This is a genomic window from Kitasatospora phosalacinea (assembly GCF_000716545.1).
Classification (GTDB): domain Bacteria; phylum Actinomycetota; class Actinomycetes; order Streptomycetales; family Streptomycetaceae; genus Kitasatospora; species Kitasatospora phosalacinea.
In genome coordinates this window covers 82,174-97,969 of the sequence record NZ_JNWZ01000010.1, presented here as the reverse complement: position 1 = coordinate 97,969, position 15,796 = coordinate 82,174, and the positions used below count along the sequence as shown (strand labels likewise).

The following is a 15,796-nucleotide window of genomic DNA, read 5'->3' as shown; positions in this document are numbered from 1 at the left end:
CCGCGCCCGGGGCGCCCGCAGGGGCCGAACCGGGCATTCAGCAGGTGCACATCTGCCCTCCCTCGGCCGGTCACCTCCGGGCCAGTCGGGTCGGGGAGACATACGGGGACCGCCCGTGGCCGGCGCCGCCCGACCGGCGGACCGGGTGCGAGCGCTCGTGTCGTCGCGTGTCGTCCCGTGCTGTCCGTCGCCACCCTACCGCGCCCCGAGATCCCGGAGAGTCCCGCCATGACCACCGCCCCCGCCCGTTCCGGACACGTCCCCGCCCAGCCCTCCCGGCTGCCGTCGGACCGGCAGCCGGAGCCCCGACAGCCCTCGTACCAGCTGGCGTTCGCCCGGACCGCGGAGGACGTGAAGGCCGCCCAGCGGCTGCGCCACCGGGTGTTCGCGGACGAGATGGGCGCGGTGCTGGACTCGCCGCTGCCCGGCCTGGACGCCGACCCGTTCGACGAGTTCTGCGACCACCTGCTGGTGCGCGAACTGCCCTCCGGCGAGGTGGTCGGCACGTACCGGCTGCTGCGCCCCGAGCAGGCGCGCCGCGCGGGCCGGCTGTATTCGGACACCGAGTTCGACCTGGCCCGGCTGGGCGGGCTGCGGGACGGGCTGGTGGAGGTCGGGCGGTCCTGCATCGCCGAGGCGCACCGCGGCAACGGCGCGGTGATCAACCTGATGTGGGGCGGCATCGCCCGCTACATGACCGCCACCGGCAACGCCTGGCTGGCGGGCTGCTGCTCGGTGCCGCTGTCCGACGGCGGCACGACCGCCGCCGGGGTGTGGGACGCCGTCTCGGCCAAGCACCTGGCCCCGCCGCGGTACCGGGTCGCCCCGCTGCGCCCGTGGTCGGCCGAGGGCGTGGCGCGGGCAGGCCGCACGCCGGTGCCGGCGCTGCTGCGCGGCTACCTGCGGCTGGGGGCGTGGGTGTGCGGCGAGCCCGCGTACGACCCGGACTTCAACGTGGCCGACCTGTACGTGCTGCTGTCGCTGGAGCGCACCGATCCGCGCTACCTGCGGCACTTCCTGGCGGCCGCGGCGGACCTGCCGATCTCCGCGATCATCGGGGGCACTTCGGACGCTCCCGGCGGCGCTCCGGCTCCCCCGGTCCCCGCGCGGGCGGCCGGGCGCGGAACGGCGACGGCGGCATGAGTGCCTGGCTGCCGACCGCGCCGTGCACGCCCGGTGACTGCGTGAGCGTCGCCGGGCCCCGGGCGGGCGCGGCGCGGCGTGCGCTGCGGCTGGCCTGCTGCCTGCTGGTGCTGGCCGCCGGGGTGCTGGCGACGCCGCTGGTGCGCGCGCTGGCGTGGCTGCCGGCGGAGCGGCTGGTGCGCTGGTGGTCGCGGCTGCTGCTGGCCTCGCTGGGCGTGCGGGTGCGGGCCGGCGCGGCACCGGGCCGGCCGGCGGGGGGTTCGCTGCTGGTGTCGAACCACATCTCCTGGCTGGACGTCCTGCTGGTCGCCGCCGTCCGCCCGGGCCGGATGCTGGCCAAGACCGAGGTGGGCCGCTGGCCGGTGCTCGGTCCGCTGACCGCCTGGGGCGGGACGATCTTCATCGACCGGGACCGGCTGCGGGCGCTGCCCGGGACGGTCGAGGAGATCGCCGCGGCGCTGCGCCGGGGCGAGCGGGTGGTGGTCTTCCCGGAGGGCAGCACCTGGTGCGGGCGGGGCGGCGGCGGGCGGTTCCGTCCGGCGCTGTTCGAGGCGGCGGTGCGGGCGGACGTGCCCGTGCAGCCGGTGACGCTGCGCTACCGCACCGCGGACGGGCGGCCCAGCACCGCACCGGCGTTCGTCGGGGAGGACGGGCTGGCGGCCTCGCTGTGGCGGGTGGTCTCGGCGCGGGGTCTGACGGCGGAGGTCGAGTTCCTGCCGCAGTTGCCGCCCGCGCTGTTCCCGGGCCGCCGGCAGCTCGCGGCGGCGGCCCAGCGGGTGGTCGACCGGTCGCGCGACCCGGGCGCGACCCGGCCCGACGCCCCCGGCCGTGCGGCCTGCGCGCACCCCGTCGAACGCCCGGCCCGCGTCCCGGAACCCGCGGGATCGGTGGAGGTCGGAGGGTAGGCGGGCGGGTCGGGCGCCTCCCGTATGATCGGGCGAGTTCAGAAAAGGGCGAGGAGGTGCTCGATGCAGGTGGACGAGGAGGCAGTCGGCGCGGTGCTGAACCGGCTGCGCCGGGCACAGGGCCAGTTGTCCGGGGTGATCGCGATGATCGAGGCCGGGCGCGACTGCAAGGACGTGGTCACCCAACTCGCCGCCGTCTCGCGCGCGTTGGACCGGGCGGGCTTCAAGATCCTGGCGAGCGGCATGCGCCAGTGCCTGGCGGAGGCCGAGGAGGGCGCCGCGCCGATGACCGAGGCGGAACTCGAGAAGATGTTCCTGACCCTGGCCTGACCGTCGGCCCCGCGGTGCGCACCGCGCCGGAGTGCGGTGCGCACGGACGGCGTGGTGCGGCTCAGGCGAGGGCCAGGAAGAGCTTCTCCAGCTCGGCCTCGCTCATGGGGGGCGCGCCCTCCTCCGACTCGGCCAGGCACTGGCGCATGCCGCTGGCCACGATCTTGAACCCGGCCCGGTCCAGGGCCCTGGAGACGGCGGCGAGCTGGGTCACCACGTCCTTGCAGTCGCGCCCGGCCTCGATCATCGCGATCACGCCGGCCAGTTGGCCCTGCGCCCGGCGCAACCGGTTCAGCACCGCGCCGACGGCCTCGTCGCCCACCTGCATCGGGTCTCCTCCTCGTCCTCGGCGGGTGCTGGTCGCTGCCCGCCCCCGTGTTCGCGGTGTTCGTGTCGCGTCGTACGCCGCGCCACTCATACCCCGCCCCGTATCAACCCGCCCGGCGGACGGCACATTCCCCCGTCCGCCGGACGGCCCGGCGCTCTCCCGGGCGGCTCAGGCCGCGGCCTCCCAGGCGCCGTAGCCGCCGAGCAGGTCGGAGGTCAGCGGGTGGCCGTGGTGGCGCAGCAGGCTGGCCGCGATGGAGGAGCGGTGGCCGCCGGCGCAGTGCACGACGACGGGGCGGTCCTGCGGTATCTCGGCGAGGCGGTGCGGAAGTTCGGCGAGCGGGAGGTGGACGGAGCCGGGGATGCGGCCGCCCGCGCGCTCGCCCTCGCCGCGCACGTCGAGGACCAGCGGGGGTTCGGCCCCGGCGAGTTCGGCGCGCAGGTCGGCGACGGTGCGGCGGGGGGCCTGGCGCATCTGCCCGGGGACGGCGCGGAAGGCGGTCTCGGGGTCGGCGAGGTAGCCGGCGACGCGGTCGAAGCCGATCCGGGCGAGCCGGGTGACGGTCTCCCGCTCGCGGCCCCCGGGGGCGATCACCAGCAGCGGCCAGGCCGGGTCGAGGACGGTGCCGGCCTGTTCGGCGAAGCGCCCGTCGGCGGGGACGTTGACGGCGCCGGCCAGGTGTCCGGCGGCGAAGTCCAGCGGGTCGCGGGCGTCGACCACCACCGTGCCGGCCTCGGCGCGGCGGGTGAGGAAGGCGCCGGCGTCCAGCGGGACGGCGAGGGCGGCGGCGTCGAACAGGTCGCGGTCGCGGCGGTTGAGGTCGGCGTCGTAGCCGAAGTAGCCGGGGGCGGTGGGCTGCCCGGCGGTGACGATGGCCACGAACTCGTCCTCGGTCATCGGCGCGCAGGCGTAGTTGGTGGCGCGCTGCCGCCCGATGGTGGACTGCCGCTCGGTGGAGAGGTTCTTGCCGCAGGCCGAGCCGGCGCCGTGCGCGGGGAAGACCCGGACCTCGTCGGGCAGCGCCATCAGCTTGCGCTGGACGCTGTCGTACAGCATCCGGCCGAGCTGGTCGGCGGTGGCGCCGGCGGAGGCGAGCAGGTCGGGGCGGCCGACGTCGCCGATGAACAGCGCGTCGCCGGTGAGCACCCCGTACGGGACGGCGTCGTCGGCCTTCTCGCGGACCAGGACGCTGATCGACTCGGGGGTGTGGCCGGGCGTCTCCATGATCTCCAGGACGACGTCGCCGAGGCTGATCCGCTCGCCGTCGGCCAGCTCGCGGATCGGGTACTCGGTCTCGGCGCGGCGGCCGTAGCCGATCCAGGCGCCGGTGCGGTCGGCGAGTTCGAGGTGGCCGGAGAGGAAGTCGGCGTGGAAGTGGGTGTTGATGACGCCTTCGACCGTGAAGCCGCGGACCTCGGCCTCGGCGAGGTACTCGTCCACGTCCCGGCGCGGGTCGACCACCACGGCGCGGCCGGTGGTCTCGTCCGCGATCAGGTACGAGGCCTGGGAGAGGCAGTCGAGGTAGTACTGGGCGAAGAACACGGAAGTCCTCTTCTCTGCGTCGGGTGGGCGCGCGGCGGGGCGCGCCGGAGGGGGTGGCGGGCGTGGCCCCCGGCCGGAGCGTCCTGCTCGGACGCGGGTACCGGCCTGCGGGCCCCGGATACCCCCGTAGGTATTCTTACAGGCAGTTCTCGACGAAAAGGCCCGCCTCGTTGATACGGGTGGGGGTATATGCTCGATACCAACGATATACCCCCACCGGTATCTTCCCGAGGACGGTCAGCCGTCCGGGAACCGCCGGAACACCCCCGTACCGCCCCCGCCCAGCCCAGGAGGACACCGTGGCCCGGACCCCCCAGCCACCCGCGCCCGCGCAGATCGACCCCGCCGAGGCGCACCGCCTGACCGTCGCCGGCGAGGCGGTGCTGCTCGACGTGCGCGAGCCCGCGGAGCACGCCGAACTGCACGCGCCCGGCGCGGTCCTCGTACCGCTCGGCGGCCTCGGCGGCACCTCGGGCCTCGACGCGGTGCGCGCGGCGGGCGGCGGGCGGCCGGTGCTGGCGGTGTGCCGCTCCGGGAGCCGTTCGCAGACGGCCACCGACCTGCTGAACGCGCACGGGGTGCCGGCCGTGAACGTGGCGGGCGGCATGCGCGACTGGCTGCGGGCCGGGCTGCCCGTGCACCGCGGCGAGTGTCGCTGCGGCGGCGCGATATGAGCACCGTCCTGCTGGCCCTGATGGCCGGCGCGGTGGTCGGTCTGGCGCTGGGCGGCCTCGGCGGCGGCGGCAGCATGCTGGCCGTCCCCGCGCTGATCTACCTGATCGGGCTGACGCCCGGCACCGCGACCACCGCCAGCCTGCTGATCGTCGCCGTGACCTCGCTCACCGGCCTGGTCGCCCACGCCGGGGCCGGGCGCGTCCGCTGGCGCGAAGGGCTGCTGTTCGGCGCGGCCGGGCTGCCGTTCGCCGCGCTCGGCGGCGCGCTCTCCCGCCACCTGCCGGGGGCCGCCCTGACCGCCGCGTTCGCGCTGCTGGCCGGGCTGGCCGCCTGGCGGATGCTGGCGGGCGACCGGCGCGGCGGACGGGCGGGCGGTGACGCCGGCCACGCCGACGGCATCGGCGACGCCGCCGTCCTCGCACCGCCTCCGGGGCCCGCGCGGGCGCTGCCCTCCGCCCTCGGACCGGCGGCGGTCGCCCGGCTGCTGCCCGGGCCCGCCACCGGTCCGGCGCCCGGCTCCGCGTCCGACCCCGCGCCCGGCGGCGCTTTCGGCGGCGCGGGGGCGGTGGTGGTCGTCGCCACCGAGACGATCTCCGCACGGACGAACCCCGAACCGTGCCCGCTCCCGGCGGCCGCCGCCACCTCCGCCGCCACCTCCGCCGAGCCTTCCGCCGGGGCGTCCGTCCCGGTGCGGCGGGCCGCGCTGGCGGGGGCCGGGCTGGGCGCGGCGACCGGGGTGCTGGGCGTCGGCGGCGGGTTCCTCGCGGTGCCCGCACTGGTCTCCTTCCTGGCCTTCCCGATGGCCGAGGCGATCGGCACCAGCCTGCTGGTGATCACGCTCAACTCGCTGGCCGCGCTGCTGCCCCGGCTGGGCGCGGCCGCCGAGATCCCCTGGTCGGCGGTGGGCCCGTTCGCCGCCGCCGCGGTCCTGGGCGCCTGGGACGGCAAGCGGCTCGCGGCGAAGCTGTCCGGCCGCACGCTGCGACGGCTGTTCGCCAGTGCGCTGCTGGCGGTGGCCGCCCTGATGCTGGTGGACGCCGTGCTCTGACACCCCGGCCGACACGCCCCGGTCGGCACGCCCCGGCCGACACACTCCGGCTGATACGCCCCGGCCGGCACGACTCCATCGCCGCTCACCTGCGGCGATGCCGCCCGCCCGGTCTTTCCGGCCCTCGGTGCCGCTCAGGCGCCCTTGGGCACTCCCCCGATTTCCCGCTCCCCCCGCCCGGCCCGTCCGTACGCGCCGGGGCGGTCTCCTCCCGAAGGGCTCACCCGTTCCGATGACCACGCCCCTGACCGTCGACCAGCTCCAGCCCCGCCTGCACCAGCTGACCGTCATCGACGTCCGCTCCCCCGGCGAGTTCGTCGGCGGCCACATCCCCGGCGCCCACAACGTGCCGCTCGACCGGCTGCCGCAGGCGCTGCCCGCACTGCGGGCCGCCGCCGAGCGCGGCGAACTGGCCGTCGTCTGCGCCTCCGGCGCCCGCGCCCTGAACGCCTGCGAGCAGCTGGCCTCGGCCGGCGTGCAGGCGCTGCTCGTCGACGGCGGCACCTCCGCCTGGACGGCCAACGGCGGAACGCTGAACCGGGTGCCGGGCCAGAAGCTCCGCTGGGCGATGGACCGGCAGGTCCGGCTGGTGGCCGGCTCGCTGGTGCTGGCGGGCGTCGTCGTGGACGTCGCCGTCCCCGGTGTGCGCTGGGTGTCGGCCGCGGTGGGCGGCGGCCTGCTGTTCTCGGCCGTCAGCAACACCTGCGCGATGGGGACGCTGCTGGGCAAGCTCCCGTACAACCGCCCGCGCGACTCGGGCGCCGCGCTCGACGCGACGCTCACCGCGCTGCGCGACGGCGGCAAGTGACGCGCGGTACCTGACTTCCCGTCAACCACCTTCGCACGACGGGCGGTTAGCCCCCGGCGCCCTCCACCCCGGCCGGGTGGGCACCGGGGGCCTTCGTGCGCCCGCCACCGGCACGTCCACCCCCGGGCCGGCGGGCAACGCGCCGCCGCCGAACGGGTGTTCAGCGGCCGACGGCGGCGCCCTGGGGGCCGGGGGCGGACGTGCCGGTGGTGGTGGCCGGATCGCAGGAAGCGGCGGGGGCGGCGCCGTAGTGGCTGGCCAGCCAGAAGCCGGCCAGCAGGCCCGCCACGCCAAGTGCCTTGTGGCGGTTGCGCTTCCACCATGAGGGCGTACCGGCGGCCATGAATCGCAGTTGGGTGAAGTCGGGGTGTTCGCTGGGTGGTGCGTCCTTGAACATGCCCATCGCGGATGATCCTCCTCTCGCGTCGGGGAGTTCATGACCATACGCCCGGTTCCGCCCTGACCGCAGGCAATTAATCCCGATTCCCGGGTCTGCGCGCGCCCCCGCGCGCCCCCCTCGCGCGCCGGGCGGCCGGTCTCACCAGTGCGCGGGGCGGACCATCCCGGGGCCGAGACGGGTGGCCGAATCGCCCTTGGCGGCGTCGAGTTGGGGCTGGGTGAGGAACAGCGCACCGGTCAGGTCGGCACCCCGCAGGTCGGCGTCCCGCAGGTCCGCGCCGATCAGGTCGGCCTCGCGCAGGTCGGCGCCGGAGAGGTCGGCGGCGATCAGGTAGGCGCCGCGCAGGTTGGCCCCGCGCAGGTCGGCGCCGCGCAGCCGGGCCCCGATCAGGTCGGCGCCCCGGTGGTTGCGCCGCTTGCCCGGCAGCCCCTTGCGGGTCAGTTCGCTGGCCCGGAGCAGGAGCTCGTTCGCCCCGGCCCGGATGCCGGGCACGTCGGCGGCGATCAGCGCGGCGGCGTCCCGGCCGGTCAGCTCCTCGACGTCGTCGTACGTCCGGCGCAGCTCGGCGTGCACCGGCCGGGCCTTCGGCAGCTCCATCGCCTCGGCCAAGTACCAGAGCAGCTCGTGGAGTTGGCGCATCACCGGGAACGTCTCGAACATCTGCCGGGCGGTGTCCCGGTCCTCCCGCCAGCCGCGGCCGCCGAAGGTGTGCCGGGAGACCTTCTGCCCGGCCCCGAAGCAGTCGAAGACGGTGCAGCCCTGGTAGCCGCGTTGGCGCAGTTCGGTGTGGATCCCGCAGCGGTGGTCGGCCTGGAGGTTGCGGCAGGGCGTGCCGGCGTTCTTGTCCGCCGCGAAGTCGGCGGACTTGGCGAAGGCCAGGGCGACGCAGCACAGCCCGAAGCAGGCGGAGCAGTCGGCGAGCAGGTCGAGTCGACGGCCGGTGGGAACGGGGTGCTGCTGGTCGGTCACGGTACGGGGTCTCCTGCGCTGGGGTGCCGGTCGGTTCTCATTCTCCCTGTCCGACCGACCGCTCCCGAACCACGCCCTGGTCCAGACCCGGCCCCGCACCCGCACCCGCGCCAGCACCCGGCCCCGGACCCGCCCAGTCGGCCGGACTCCACCTCGCGGGCGCCTCCCCCCGGTCCGCCCGCCGATCCGGACGGACGCGGCACCGGCTAACCGGCCAGTTGCTGGAGCCATTCGCGCAGCAGGGCCGCCTCCGCCTCCCGCAGGGGCACTCCGGGGTTCGCGGCCGAGGGTCCGGCGGCCAGCGCCGCGTGGAGCGCGGCGTCGAGGGCGAGCGCGCGCGAGGCCAGGTCCGGGCCGGACGGAGCGGGGGCGTCGGTGGTGACGGAGGCGATGACGGTGTCCCGCAGCCGGGTGGAGACGGCCAGGTCCCGTCGCGAGGGCTCTTCGCCGATCAGCGCCAGCGTGGCCCCGGTGGTCGCCGCGTGGATGACGCGGGCCGCCCGGGCCACCGGGATCCGCAGGCGTCCCGCGTCGGCCGTCCGGCTCAGCAGGGCCACCAGCAGGGCGTGCGCCTCGTCCGCGGCGGGGGGCCGGCGCCCGGGCTGCACGGTGCCGTACATGAGCACGTAGAACGCGGGGTGCCGCAGCCCGAAGTCGACGTGCAGGTCCCAGCCGCGGTGGAGGTCGGCGACCGGGTCGTCGGGGGTCAGCGCCAACGCCTCCCGCTTCTCGGCCAGGTAGGTCTCGAACCCGTAGGCGGCCAGCTCGGCCAGGAGCCTGTCCTTGTCCTCGAACATCCGGTACAGCGCCGGGGCCGTGATGCCCGCGGCCGCGGCGACGGCGCGGGTGGAGACCGCCCCGCTGCCGCCCTCCTCCAGGAGTTCGGCGGCCACCTGCAGTACCTGGCGTCGCGCGTCGCGTCGTCCCTCACTCATGGAACGACGATATCGCATCTTGCGGATCACTGGATTAACGGTGCTACTGTTTTGGCCGGAACAGCGATCCAACCGGCGGCGACCGATACCGGCCCGCACGGTCCGGCGTGCGCCGCGCCCTGTCCGGGCGGCGCGCCGTCCACCGGCACTTCCATCGAACAGGCCGCCGTCGCGGCAGGAGAGGCACACCCATGTCCGACATCTCGATCGTCATCGCGTCGCACTCCGGCTACGGCCACACCGCACAGCTCGCCGCGGCCGTGGCCGACGGCGCGCGCTCCCTCGCCGGGACACAGGTCCACCGGGTGGACGTCGCCTCCCTCGGCGACGCCGACTGGGAGCTGATGGACGCCGCGGACGCCATGGTCTTCGGCGCCCCCACCTACATGGGCACCGCCTCGGGGGCCTTCCACGCCTTCGCCGAGGCCACCAGCAAGCGCTGGAGCACCCGCGCCTGGAGCGACAAGCTCGCGGCGGGATTCACCAACTCCGGCTCCATGAGCGGCGACAAGCTGCACACCCTGCAGTACCTCTCGCTCCTGGCCGCCCAGCACGGCATGCTCTGGGTGAGCCTGAACCTCCTGCCGGGCTGGAACACCACCACCTCCGACCCCCAGGGCGACAACCGCCTCGGCTTCTACCTCGGCGCCGGGGCGCAGAGCTTCAACGACACGCCCGCCGTCCATGACGCGGACCTGAGCACCGCCCGCCACCTCGGCCGGCGCGTCGCCGAGCACACCCGGATCCACCGCGCCGGCCTGGCGGCCTCGGCGCGCTGACGCCGCGGCCCGTCCGCAACCACCCGCACCACACCTCCGGTGCCCCCCGCCGGCACCCGGGCCGCCCTTCGACGGGCGGCCGCCGACGGGGCGGCACCGGTCCTCCCCGAGGAGTACTCCGTGCAACACCGGACACTGGGAAGCCAAAGCCTGGAGGTCTCGGCGATCGGCTACGGCGCGATGGGCCTGACGATGGCCTACGGGTCCGCCGACGAGGGGACCGGCATCGCCGCCCTGCGTCGCGCGTACGAACTGGGCGTCACCCTCTTCGACACCGCCGAGATGTACGGCCTGGGCACCGGATCCAACGAGGCCCTGGTCGGCAGGGCGGTCAAGGGCTTTCGCGACGACGTGGTCCTGGCGACCAGGTTCGGCGTCGACGTGTCGGTGCCCGCGGAGCGGCTCGGCAAGGCCCTTGACAGCAGGCCCGACAGCATCCGCAGGGCCGCCGACACCAGCCTGCGCCACCTCGGCGTGGACCACGTCGACGTCCTCTACCAGCACCGCGTCGATCCCGACGTGCCCGTCGAGGAGGTCGCGGGCACCGTCAAGGAGCTGATCGAAGCGGGCAAGGTGAAGTACTTCGGCCTCAGCGAGGCCGGACCCGAGACGATCCGCAGGGCGCACGCCGTGCAGCCGGTCTCCGTCCTGCGGACCGAGTACTCCCTGTTCGAACGGGAGGTCGAGCAGGTCCTCCCCGTCCTGGACGAGCTCGGCATCGGCTTCGTCGCCTACTCCCCGCTCGGCCGCGGGTTCATCACCGGCACCGCCGAGCCCGCCGGCCGGTACGGAGCCGCCGACGTGCGCAACACCGACCCGCGCTGGCAGCCGGGCAACTTCGAGCGCAACGCCGGAGCCGTCGACCGGCTCGCCCGACTCGCGGCGGCCAAGGGCGCCACCGTCGCCCAACTGGCCCGGCCTGGCTCCTGGCCCGGGGCGGGCACATCGTGCCGATCCCCGGCAGCCGCAGTCCGCAGCGCATCGAGGAGAACGTCGGCAGCGCCGACCTCGCCCTCACCGGTGCCGACCTCGAGGCCGTCGACGAGATCCTGCCCCGCGGCGGCTTCGGCGCCCGCTACCCCGAGGGGCACGTGCCGACCTGGGTCTGAGCGCGCGGCGCCACCGCCGCCCCGGAGCCGGATGCGGGGCCGGTCCGCTCAGTCGCCGCCCGCGGCGGCCCGCCTCCTGGACCACGCGGCGGCGTCGACGCCGTAGCGGGCCAGGAGGCGCGCGAACTGGACCTGCTCCTCCGGCGACCAGGCGGCGGTGATCTCCTCGAACGCCGCGCGCTGCTCGGTGGCGAAGCGGTTGCGCTCGGCCTCGCCGTGCTCGGTGAGTTCGAGCACGGTCCGGCGCCCGTCGGACTGCGACGCCGCCCGGCGCAGCAGCCCCTCCTCGATGCAGGCGGCGACGGTCCGGCTGGCCACCGGCTGGGCGACGCCCATCTCGGCGGCGAGGCCCCCGACGGTCGTCTCGCCCGGCGCGTCGGCGATGACGTTGAGCACGAGGTTGCGGGAGAGGTCCCGGCCCGAAGCCGGTGCGCGTCGCCGCAGCCGGGACAGCGCCGGGCCGATCTGGTCCAGTGCCTGGTCGTCGGGGGACCGCTCGGGGGAGGACGCACTGCTCATGCGCCCGAGTCTAGGCCCGCGCCCGCACATTTGCATACCTTCGATCAAATACATAGCATCAGGTATGTAAATGTGGAGAACAAAGGAACGAGGCGAACCGCCATGACACTCACCGCGATCACCAACGCCCGGGTCTTCGACGGGGAGAAGACCCTCGGCGTGCAGACCGTGGTCATCGACGGCAGGAGGATCGCCCAGGTCGGAGGGGACGTCCCGCGCGGCAGCGAGGTCGTCGACGGCCGCGGCGGCACCCTGCTGCCGGGGCTCATCGACGCCCACGTCCACTCCGCCCCCGGCTCCCTGGCCCTCGCCCTGCGGTTCGGGGTGACGACCGAACTGGAGATGCAGGGGATGAACACCCGGGAGAACCGGGCCGCCGTCACCGAGGACGACACCGTGGCCGACGTGCGCTCGGCCGGCTTCGCCATCACGCCTCCCGGAGGCCACCCCAGCGAGCTGATGCCCGAGGGGTTCCGGCCGAAGCGGGACCTCCCGCCGGTGATGCCGCTGATGCCCTTCTCCACGACTCCCGAGGAGGCGGCCGCCTTCGTCCCCCAACTCCTCGCCCGGGGTTCCGACTTCATCAAGTTCATGATCGACGACGGCAGCGTGGAGGGACACCCGGGGCTGCCCGTCCTCGACCAGGCCACCGTGAACGCCGGTGTGGCGGAGGCCAAGAAGTACGGCGCCCTCACCGTGGCGCACGCCCTGACCGTGGAAGCCACCAGGACGGCCGCCGAGGCCGGCATCGACGGCCTCGTCCACGTCTTCATGGACCGGCCGCACACCGCCGAGATCATCGACCTCATCAAGGACGGGGACATGTTCGTCGTCCCCTGCATCAGCCTCAACGCCTCGATGATGGGCATCACCGGCAGCGAACTGGCCGACGACCCCCGGGTCGCCGCCCGCCTCGACGACCGGTGGGACCGGACCCTGCGCTCCAGCTACGACCGCTACCCGCAAGGCAGGCTCGACGACGTGTACGACACCGTGCGCGCCCTGGACGCCGCCGGAGTGGACATCCTGGCCGGTACCGACGCCTCCATGCCGGAGACCTTCTTCGGAGGACTGGCCCACGGGGCCAGCCTCCACCACGAACTGCAGTACCTCGTGGCCGCGGGCCTCACCCCCGCCCGCGCCCTGCGAGCAGCCACGGCGACCACGGCCCGCCGCTTCCGCCTCGGCGACCGCGGCCGCATCGCCGAAGGACTCCGTGCCGACCTCCTCCTCGTCGACGGCGACCCGACCACCGACATCGGCGACACCCTCAACACCCGCGCCGTCTGGCGCCGGGGCGCCCGCCTGGCGCGATGACCGGACACGGCGCGGCGCCACCCGCTCCCGCCCCGGCGGACCGGCCACAGGGCGGGGTGGCGGTTCGTCCCAACCCGGGCGGAATTCGCCGAACGCCGTCCCGGGTATCGACCGGCCGGGGGTGAGGCCGTGGGGGCGTTGCCGTGGAGCCCGGCCGGGTGGATGGCGGGGGGCTTCCTGCCTGCTGCCGACTCTCCCGCCCGGCGCGGCCGCGCTCCGCGCCTCCCGCCCCGCCCGGAGCCGGGATTCAGACACCAGTGCGGAAATGGCGGCAGACGTTCGTCTGCGCGAAAGATCCCTTTGGCTGACCGCACGCCCGGGTTGGCAACAACGTTGGCATGCGAGTCGCCATCGTCACCGAGTCCTTCCCGCCCGAGGTCAACGGCGTGGCCCACAGCGTGCTGAGGGTTGCCGAGCACCTCGTCCGGCGGGGCCACCAGCCCCTGGTGATCGCCCCCGCCCCGGCCCGGGGCGCGCACTGCCCGCCGCAGTCCTTCGGCCCGGACCGGGAACCGCTGCCGGTGGTGCGCGTCCCCTCCGTCCCGCTGCCCCGCTACCCGCAGGTGCGCATCGCGCTGCCCGGCCGCCGACTGGCCGCCGCGCTGACCGCCCACCGACCGGACGTGGTGCACCTGGCCAGCCCGTTCGTCCTCGGCGCGCGCGGCGCACGGCTCGCCGAGCGCCTGGACCTGCCGACCGTGGCGGTCTACCAGACCGACCTGGCGGGGTACGCGCAGGCGTACCGGATGGGCCGGGGGGTCGGTTCCGCGGTCGCCTGGGCCCGGATCCGTTCGGTGCACCGCGCCGCCGGCCGCACGCTCGCGCCGTCCACCCCGGCCGCGCAGGACCTGACGGCGCACGGGGTGCGCCGGGTGCGGATCTGGGCGCGCGGCGTGGACTCGGCGCGCTTCCACCCCGACCACCGCGACGAGGCGCTGCACCGCTCGCTGGCCCCGGGCGGCGAGGTGCTGGTGGGGTACGTCGGACGGCTCGCCCCGGAGAAGCGGGTGGACCTGCTGGCCGAGGCGTCCCGGCTGCCGGGGGTGCGGGTGGTGGTGATCGGGGACGGTCCGAGCTCTTCCGCGTTGAAGGCGGCGATGCCCGGCGCGGTGTTCCTCGGTCGCCGTACCGGTGTCGAACTCGCCCGCTACTTCGCCTCGTTGGACCTGTTCGTGCACACCGGCCCGCTGGAGACCTTCTGCCAGACCATCCAGGAGGCGATGGCCAGCGGCGTCCCGGTGGTCGCCCCGGCGGTCGGCGGGCCGCTCGACCTGGTCGGCCACCGGCGCACCGGGCTGCTGGTCGCCCCGCGCGACCCCGACGCCGTCGCCCGGGCCGTCGCCGAACTCGCCGGCGCCCCCGAACTGCGCGCCCGGTACGGGACCGCGGGCCGGGCCGACGTCACCGACCGCACCTGGGAGGCGGTCGGCGACCAGCTGATCCGGCACTACGAGGAGGTGCTCGCCGAGCACCGGCAGCGCGCCGTGGCCACCGCTCCGACCCCCGCCCCGGCCACCGCCCCGGCCCTCGCCGCGCCGTCGCTCCTCGGCAGCGTCCCGGCACCCCGCCAGGCCGAGCCCGCCGCACCCGCCGAGACCCCCGTGCCCGCGCCCGCGCCCGCCGAAGCCGCCACACCCGCCACCGCTTCGCTCTCGGTCGAGGAGCAGCCCGCGTGAACCGCGAACCGGCCCGCACGGACGGCGGGTTGTGCATCGTACGGGTGGCGAACTTCGTCACCCCGGTCTCGGGCGGCCTGCGGACGGCGCTGCGGCACCTCGGCGCCGGGTACCTGTCGGCGGGCCACCGGCCGGTGCTGGTGGTGCCGGGGCCGGCTCGCAGCGACGAGTGGACCGAGCAGGGCCGGGTGATCACGCTGCCCGGCCCGCACGTTCCCGGCACCGGCGGCTACCGGGTGCTCCGCGACCGGCGCCGACTCGCCGCGCTGCTGGAGGAGTTGGCGCCGGACCGGCTGGAGGTGTCGGACCGCACCACGCTGCGCTGGACGGGCGGGTGGGCGCGGGCGCACGGGGTGCGGTCGATGATGGTCTCGCACGAGAGCGCCACCGGCGTGCTCGGCGCCCGGGGCGTGCCGTCCGGCACCGCGCGGCGATTTGCCGACCGCCTCAACTCCCGTACCGCGCGGGACTACGACACGGTGCTGTGCACGACGGCGTGGGCGGCCGAGGAGTTCGGGCGGATCGGCGCCCGCAACGTCGAGCGGGCGCCGCTGGGGGTGGACCTGGAGACGATGCGTCCGGAGTGCCACGACCCGTCGCTGCGGGCGGAGTTGGCCGATCCGCGGCAGGTGCTGCTGGTGATGTGCTCCCGGCTGTCCGGGGAGAAGCGGCCCGAACGGGCGCTGGAGGCGCTGGCCGAGCTGCGCCGTCGGCACCGGGTGCCGGCCGTGCTGGCGGTCGCGGGAGCGGGCCCGCTGCGCGGCCGACTGGAACGCCGGGCCGCTCAACTCCGGCTCCCGGTCAGGTTCCTCGGCCATCTGGCGGAACGCTCCCAGCTGGCATCCCTGCTGGCCACGGCGGACGCGGTGATCGCCCCGGGGCCGGTGGAGACCTTCGGCCTGGCCGCCCTGGAGACGCTGGCCTGCGGCACACCCGTCGCGGTCAGCCGGTCCTCCGCCCTGCCCCAGGTGGTCGGGGCCGCCGGTCTCGCGGCGGCCGACACCGGAGCCGGATTCGCCCTGGCGGTGCGGGAGTTGCTGGAACGGCCGGAGGCGGAGCGACGGGCCGCCGCCCGCGCCAGGGCGGAGCAGTTCAGCTGGAGCGCCGCCACCACCGCCTTCCTCACCGCCCACCGGGCCGCCACCGCCGCCCCCTCCCCCACCGACGGCTCTTCCCCCGCCGCCGACCCGCTCCTGCCCGCCGCCCCGAACGCCGCCGACTGATCCGGAAACCGGCCGGGCCGACAGTCGAACGGAGCCGCGACCACCGCCGACCGCACCGGAGTTCGACCGGTTCCACCACCTTCCCCAGCC

At 75.7% G+C, this 15,796-nt stretch carries 15 protein-coding genes and 2 pseudogenes; 11 read left to right on the top strand and 6 right to left on the bottom strand.

What is annotated here, in order from left to right; genetic code table 11:
* Positions 1-228 precede the first annotated feature (228 nt).
* From OO48_RS07190 to OO48_RS07180, 3 genes are all read left to right on the top strand, one after another.
* The gene (locus OO48_RS07190; protein WP_051731829.1) at positions 229-1,143 is read left to right on the top strand and encodes a GNAT family N-acetyltransferase; all 915 of its coding nucleotides are present in this window, start codon (positions 229-231) and stop codon (positions 1,141-1,143) included.
* The gene (locus tag OO48_RS07185) at positions 1,140-2,048 is read left to right on the top strand and encodes a lysophospholipid acyltransferase family protein (RefSeq protein WP_063830630.1); all 909 of its coding nucleotides are present in this window, start codon (positions 1,140-1,142) and stop codon (positions 2,046-2,048) included. The genes OO48_RS07190 and OO48_RS07185 overlap by 4 nt, the downstream gene beginning before the upstream one ends.
* 63 nt (positions 2,049-2,111) lie before the next feature.
* Entirely contained in the window at positions 2,112-2,378 is a 267-nt protein-coding gene (locus OO48_RS07180; protein WP_033213523.1) for a metal-sensitive transcriptional regulator, read from the top strand.
* A 61-nt stretch (positions 2,379-2,439) separates the two neighbouring features.
* On the opposite strand, the gene OO48_RS07175 is transcribed toward OO48_RS07180, so the two are convergent.
* Positions 2,440-2,706 carry a metal-sensitive transcriptional regulator gene (locus OO48_RS07175; protein WP_033213522.1) on the bottom strand — a complete coding sequence of 89 codons (267 nt, stop codon included), beginning with the start codon at positions 2,704-2,706 and terminating at the stop codon, positions 2,440-2,442.
* A gap of 168 nt (positions 2,707-2,874) precedes the next feature.
* Complete coding sequence (locus tag OO48_RS07170; protein ID WP_033213521.1) at positions 2,875-4,248, bottom strand: MBL fold metallo-hydrolase; 1,374 nt, start codon at positions 4,246-4,248, stop codon at positions 2,875-2,877.
* A gap of 299 nt (positions 4,249-4,547) precedes the next feature.
* Between OO48_RS07170 and OO48_RS07165 the strand changes: the two genes are divergently transcribed.
* The 3 genes from OO48_RS07165 to OO48_RS07155 all read left to right on the top strand — a co-directional run bounded on the left by OO48_RS07165 (position 4,548) and on the right by OO48_RS07155 (position 6,779).
* On the top strand, positions 4,548-4,922 hold the full coding sequence (locus OO48_RS07165) for a rhodanese-like domain-containing protein (RefSeq protein ID WP_033213520.1): 375 nt from the start codon (positions 4,548-4,550) through the stop codon (positions 4,920-4,922).
* Positions 4,919-5,971 (top strand): TSUP family transporter, encoded by a 1,053-nt coding sequence (locus OO48_RS41135; RefSeq protein ID WP_033213519.1) that lies wholly within the window; start codon positions 4,919-4,921, stop codon positions 5,969-5,971. The genes OO48_RS07165 and OO48_RS41135 overlap by 4 nt, the downstream gene beginning before the upstream one ends.
* 232 nt (positions 5,972-6,203) lie before the next feature.
* A complete protein-coding gene (locus OO48_RS07155) occupies positions 6,204-6,779 on the top strand; it encodes a rhodanese-like domain-containing protein (RefSeq protein WP_033213518.1) in 576 nt (191 codons plus the stop codon).
* Between the two features lie 160 nt (positions 6,780-6,939).
* On the opposite strand, the gene OO48_RS38100 is transcribed toward OO48_RS07155, so the two are convergent.
* The 3 genes from OO48_RS38100 to OO48_RS07145 all read right to left on the bottom strand — a co-directional run bounded on the left by OO48_RS38100 (position 6,940) and on the right by OO48_RS07145 (position 9,083).
* Positions 6,940-7,182, bottom strand: a complete 243-nt coding sequence (locus OO48_RS38100) for a hypothetical protein (protein WP_157845391.1) — start codon at positions 7,180-7,182, stop codon at positions 6,940-6,942.
* Between the two features lie 135 nt (positions 7,183-7,317).
* Complete coding sequence (locus tag OO48_RS07150) at positions 7,318-8,148, bottom strand: pentapeptide repeat-containing protein (protein ID WP_033213517.1); 831 nt, start codon at positions 8,146-8,148, stop codon at positions 7,318-7,320.
* A gap of 206 nt (positions 8,149-8,354) precedes the next feature.
* The gene (locus OO48_RS07145; RefSeq protein WP_033213516.1) at positions 8,355-9,083 is read right to left on the bottom strand and encodes a TetR/AcrR family transcriptional regulator; all 729 of its coding nucleotides are present in this window, start codon (positions 9,081-9,083) and stop codon (positions 8,355-8,357) included.
* Positions 9,084-9,274: 191 nt separating this feature from the next.
* On the opposite strand from OO48_RS07145, the gene OO48_RS07140 reads away from it, so the two are divergent.
* Positions 9,275-9,862: a flavodoxin family protein gene (locus OO48_RS07140; RefSeq protein ID WP_033213515.1), complete on the top strand. Its 588-nt coding sequence runs from the start codon at positions 9,275-9,277 to the stop codon at positions 9,860-9,862.
* Positions 9,863-9,982: 120 nt separating this feature from the next.
* Positions 9,983-10,971 (top strand): annotated as a pseudogene (locus OO48_RS34305) (aldo/keto reductase).
* 48 nt (positions 10,972-11,019) lie between these two features.
* On the opposite strand, the gene OO48_RS07130 reads toward OO48_RS34305, so the two are convergent.
* A complete protein-coding gene (locus OO48_RS07130) occupies positions 11,020-11,490 on the bottom strand; it encodes a MarR family winged helix-turn-helix transcriptional regulator (protein ID WP_033213514.1) in 471 nt (156 codons plus the stop codon).
* A 102-nt stretch (positions 11,491-11,592) separates the two neighbouring features.
* On the opposite strand from OO48_RS07130, the gene OO48_RS07125 reads away from it, so the two are divergent.
* The 3 genes and pseudogenes from OO48_RS07125 to OO48_RS07115 all read left to right on the top strand — a co-directional run bounded on the left by OO48_RS07125 (position 11,593) and on the right by OO48_RS07115 (position 15,706).
* Positions 11,593-12,807: an amidohydrolase family protein gene (locus OO48_RS07125; protein WP_033213513.1), complete on the top strand. Its 1,215-nt coding sequence runs from the start codon at positions 11,593-11,595 to the stop codon at positions 12,805-12,807.
* Between the two features lie 338 nt (positions 12,808-13,145).
* A pseudogene (locus OO48_RS07120) lies at positions 13,146-14,276 on the top strand (glycosyltransferase family 4 protein); the annotation flags it as partial.
* Positions 14,277-14,479: 203 nt separating this feature from the next.
* Complete coding sequence (locus OO48_RS07115; protein WP_245194539.1) at positions 14,480-15,706, top strand: glycosyltransferase; 1,227 nt, start codon at positions 14,480-14,482, stop codon at positions 15,704-15,706.
* The last annotated feature ends 90 nt before the right edge of the window (positions 15,707-15,796 follow it).

Excerpts from the sequence above, each read along its gene's own strand:
- OO48_RS07175 (WP_033213522.1), bottom strand. The coding sequence starts at position 2,706 with ATGCAGGTGGGCGACGAGGCCGTCGGCGCGGTGCTGAACCGGTTGCGC.
- OO48_RS07140 (WP_033213515.1), top strand. The coding sequence starts at position 9,275 with ATGTCCGACATCTCGATCGTCATCGCGTCGCACTCCGGCTACGGCCAC.
- OO48_RS07125 (WP_033213513.1), top strand. The coding sequence starts at position 11,593 with ATGACACTCACCGCGATCACCAACGCCCGGGTCTTCGACGGGGAGAAG.
- OO48_RS07185 (WP_063830630.1), top strand. The coding sequence starts at position 1,140 with ATGAGTGCCTGGCTGCCGACCGCGCCGTGCACGCCCGGTGACTGCGTG.
- OO48_RS07130 (WP_033213514.1), bottom strand. The coding sequence starts at position 11,490 with ATGAGCAGTGCGTCCTCCCCCGAGCGGTCCCCCGACGACCAGGCACTG.
- OO48_RS41135 (WP_033213519.1), top strand. The coding sequence starts at position 4,919 with ATGAGCACCGTCCTGCTGGCCCTGATGGCCGGCGCGGTGGTCGGTCTG.
- OO48_RS07180 (WP_033213523.1), top strand. The coding sequence starts at position 2,112 with ATGCAGGTGGACGAGGAGGCAGTCGGCGCGGTGCTGAACCGGCTGCGC.
- OO48_RS38100 (WP_157845391.1), bottom strand. The coding sequence starts at position 7,182 with ATGGGCATGTTCAAGGACGCACCACCCAGCGAACACCCCGACTTCACC.
- OO48_RS07190 (WP_051731829.1), top strand. The coding sequence starts at position 229 with ATGACCACCGCCCCCGCCCGTTCCGGACACGTCCCCGCCCAGCCCTCC.
- OO48_RS07155 (WP_033213518.1), top strand. The coding sequence starts at position 6,204 with ATGACCACGCCCCTGACCGTCGACCAGCTCCAGCCCCGCCTGCACCAG.
- OO48_RS07145 (WP_033213516.1), bottom strand. The coding sequence starts at position 9,083 with ATGAGTGAGGGACGACGCGACGCGCGACGCCAGGTACTGCAGGTGGCC.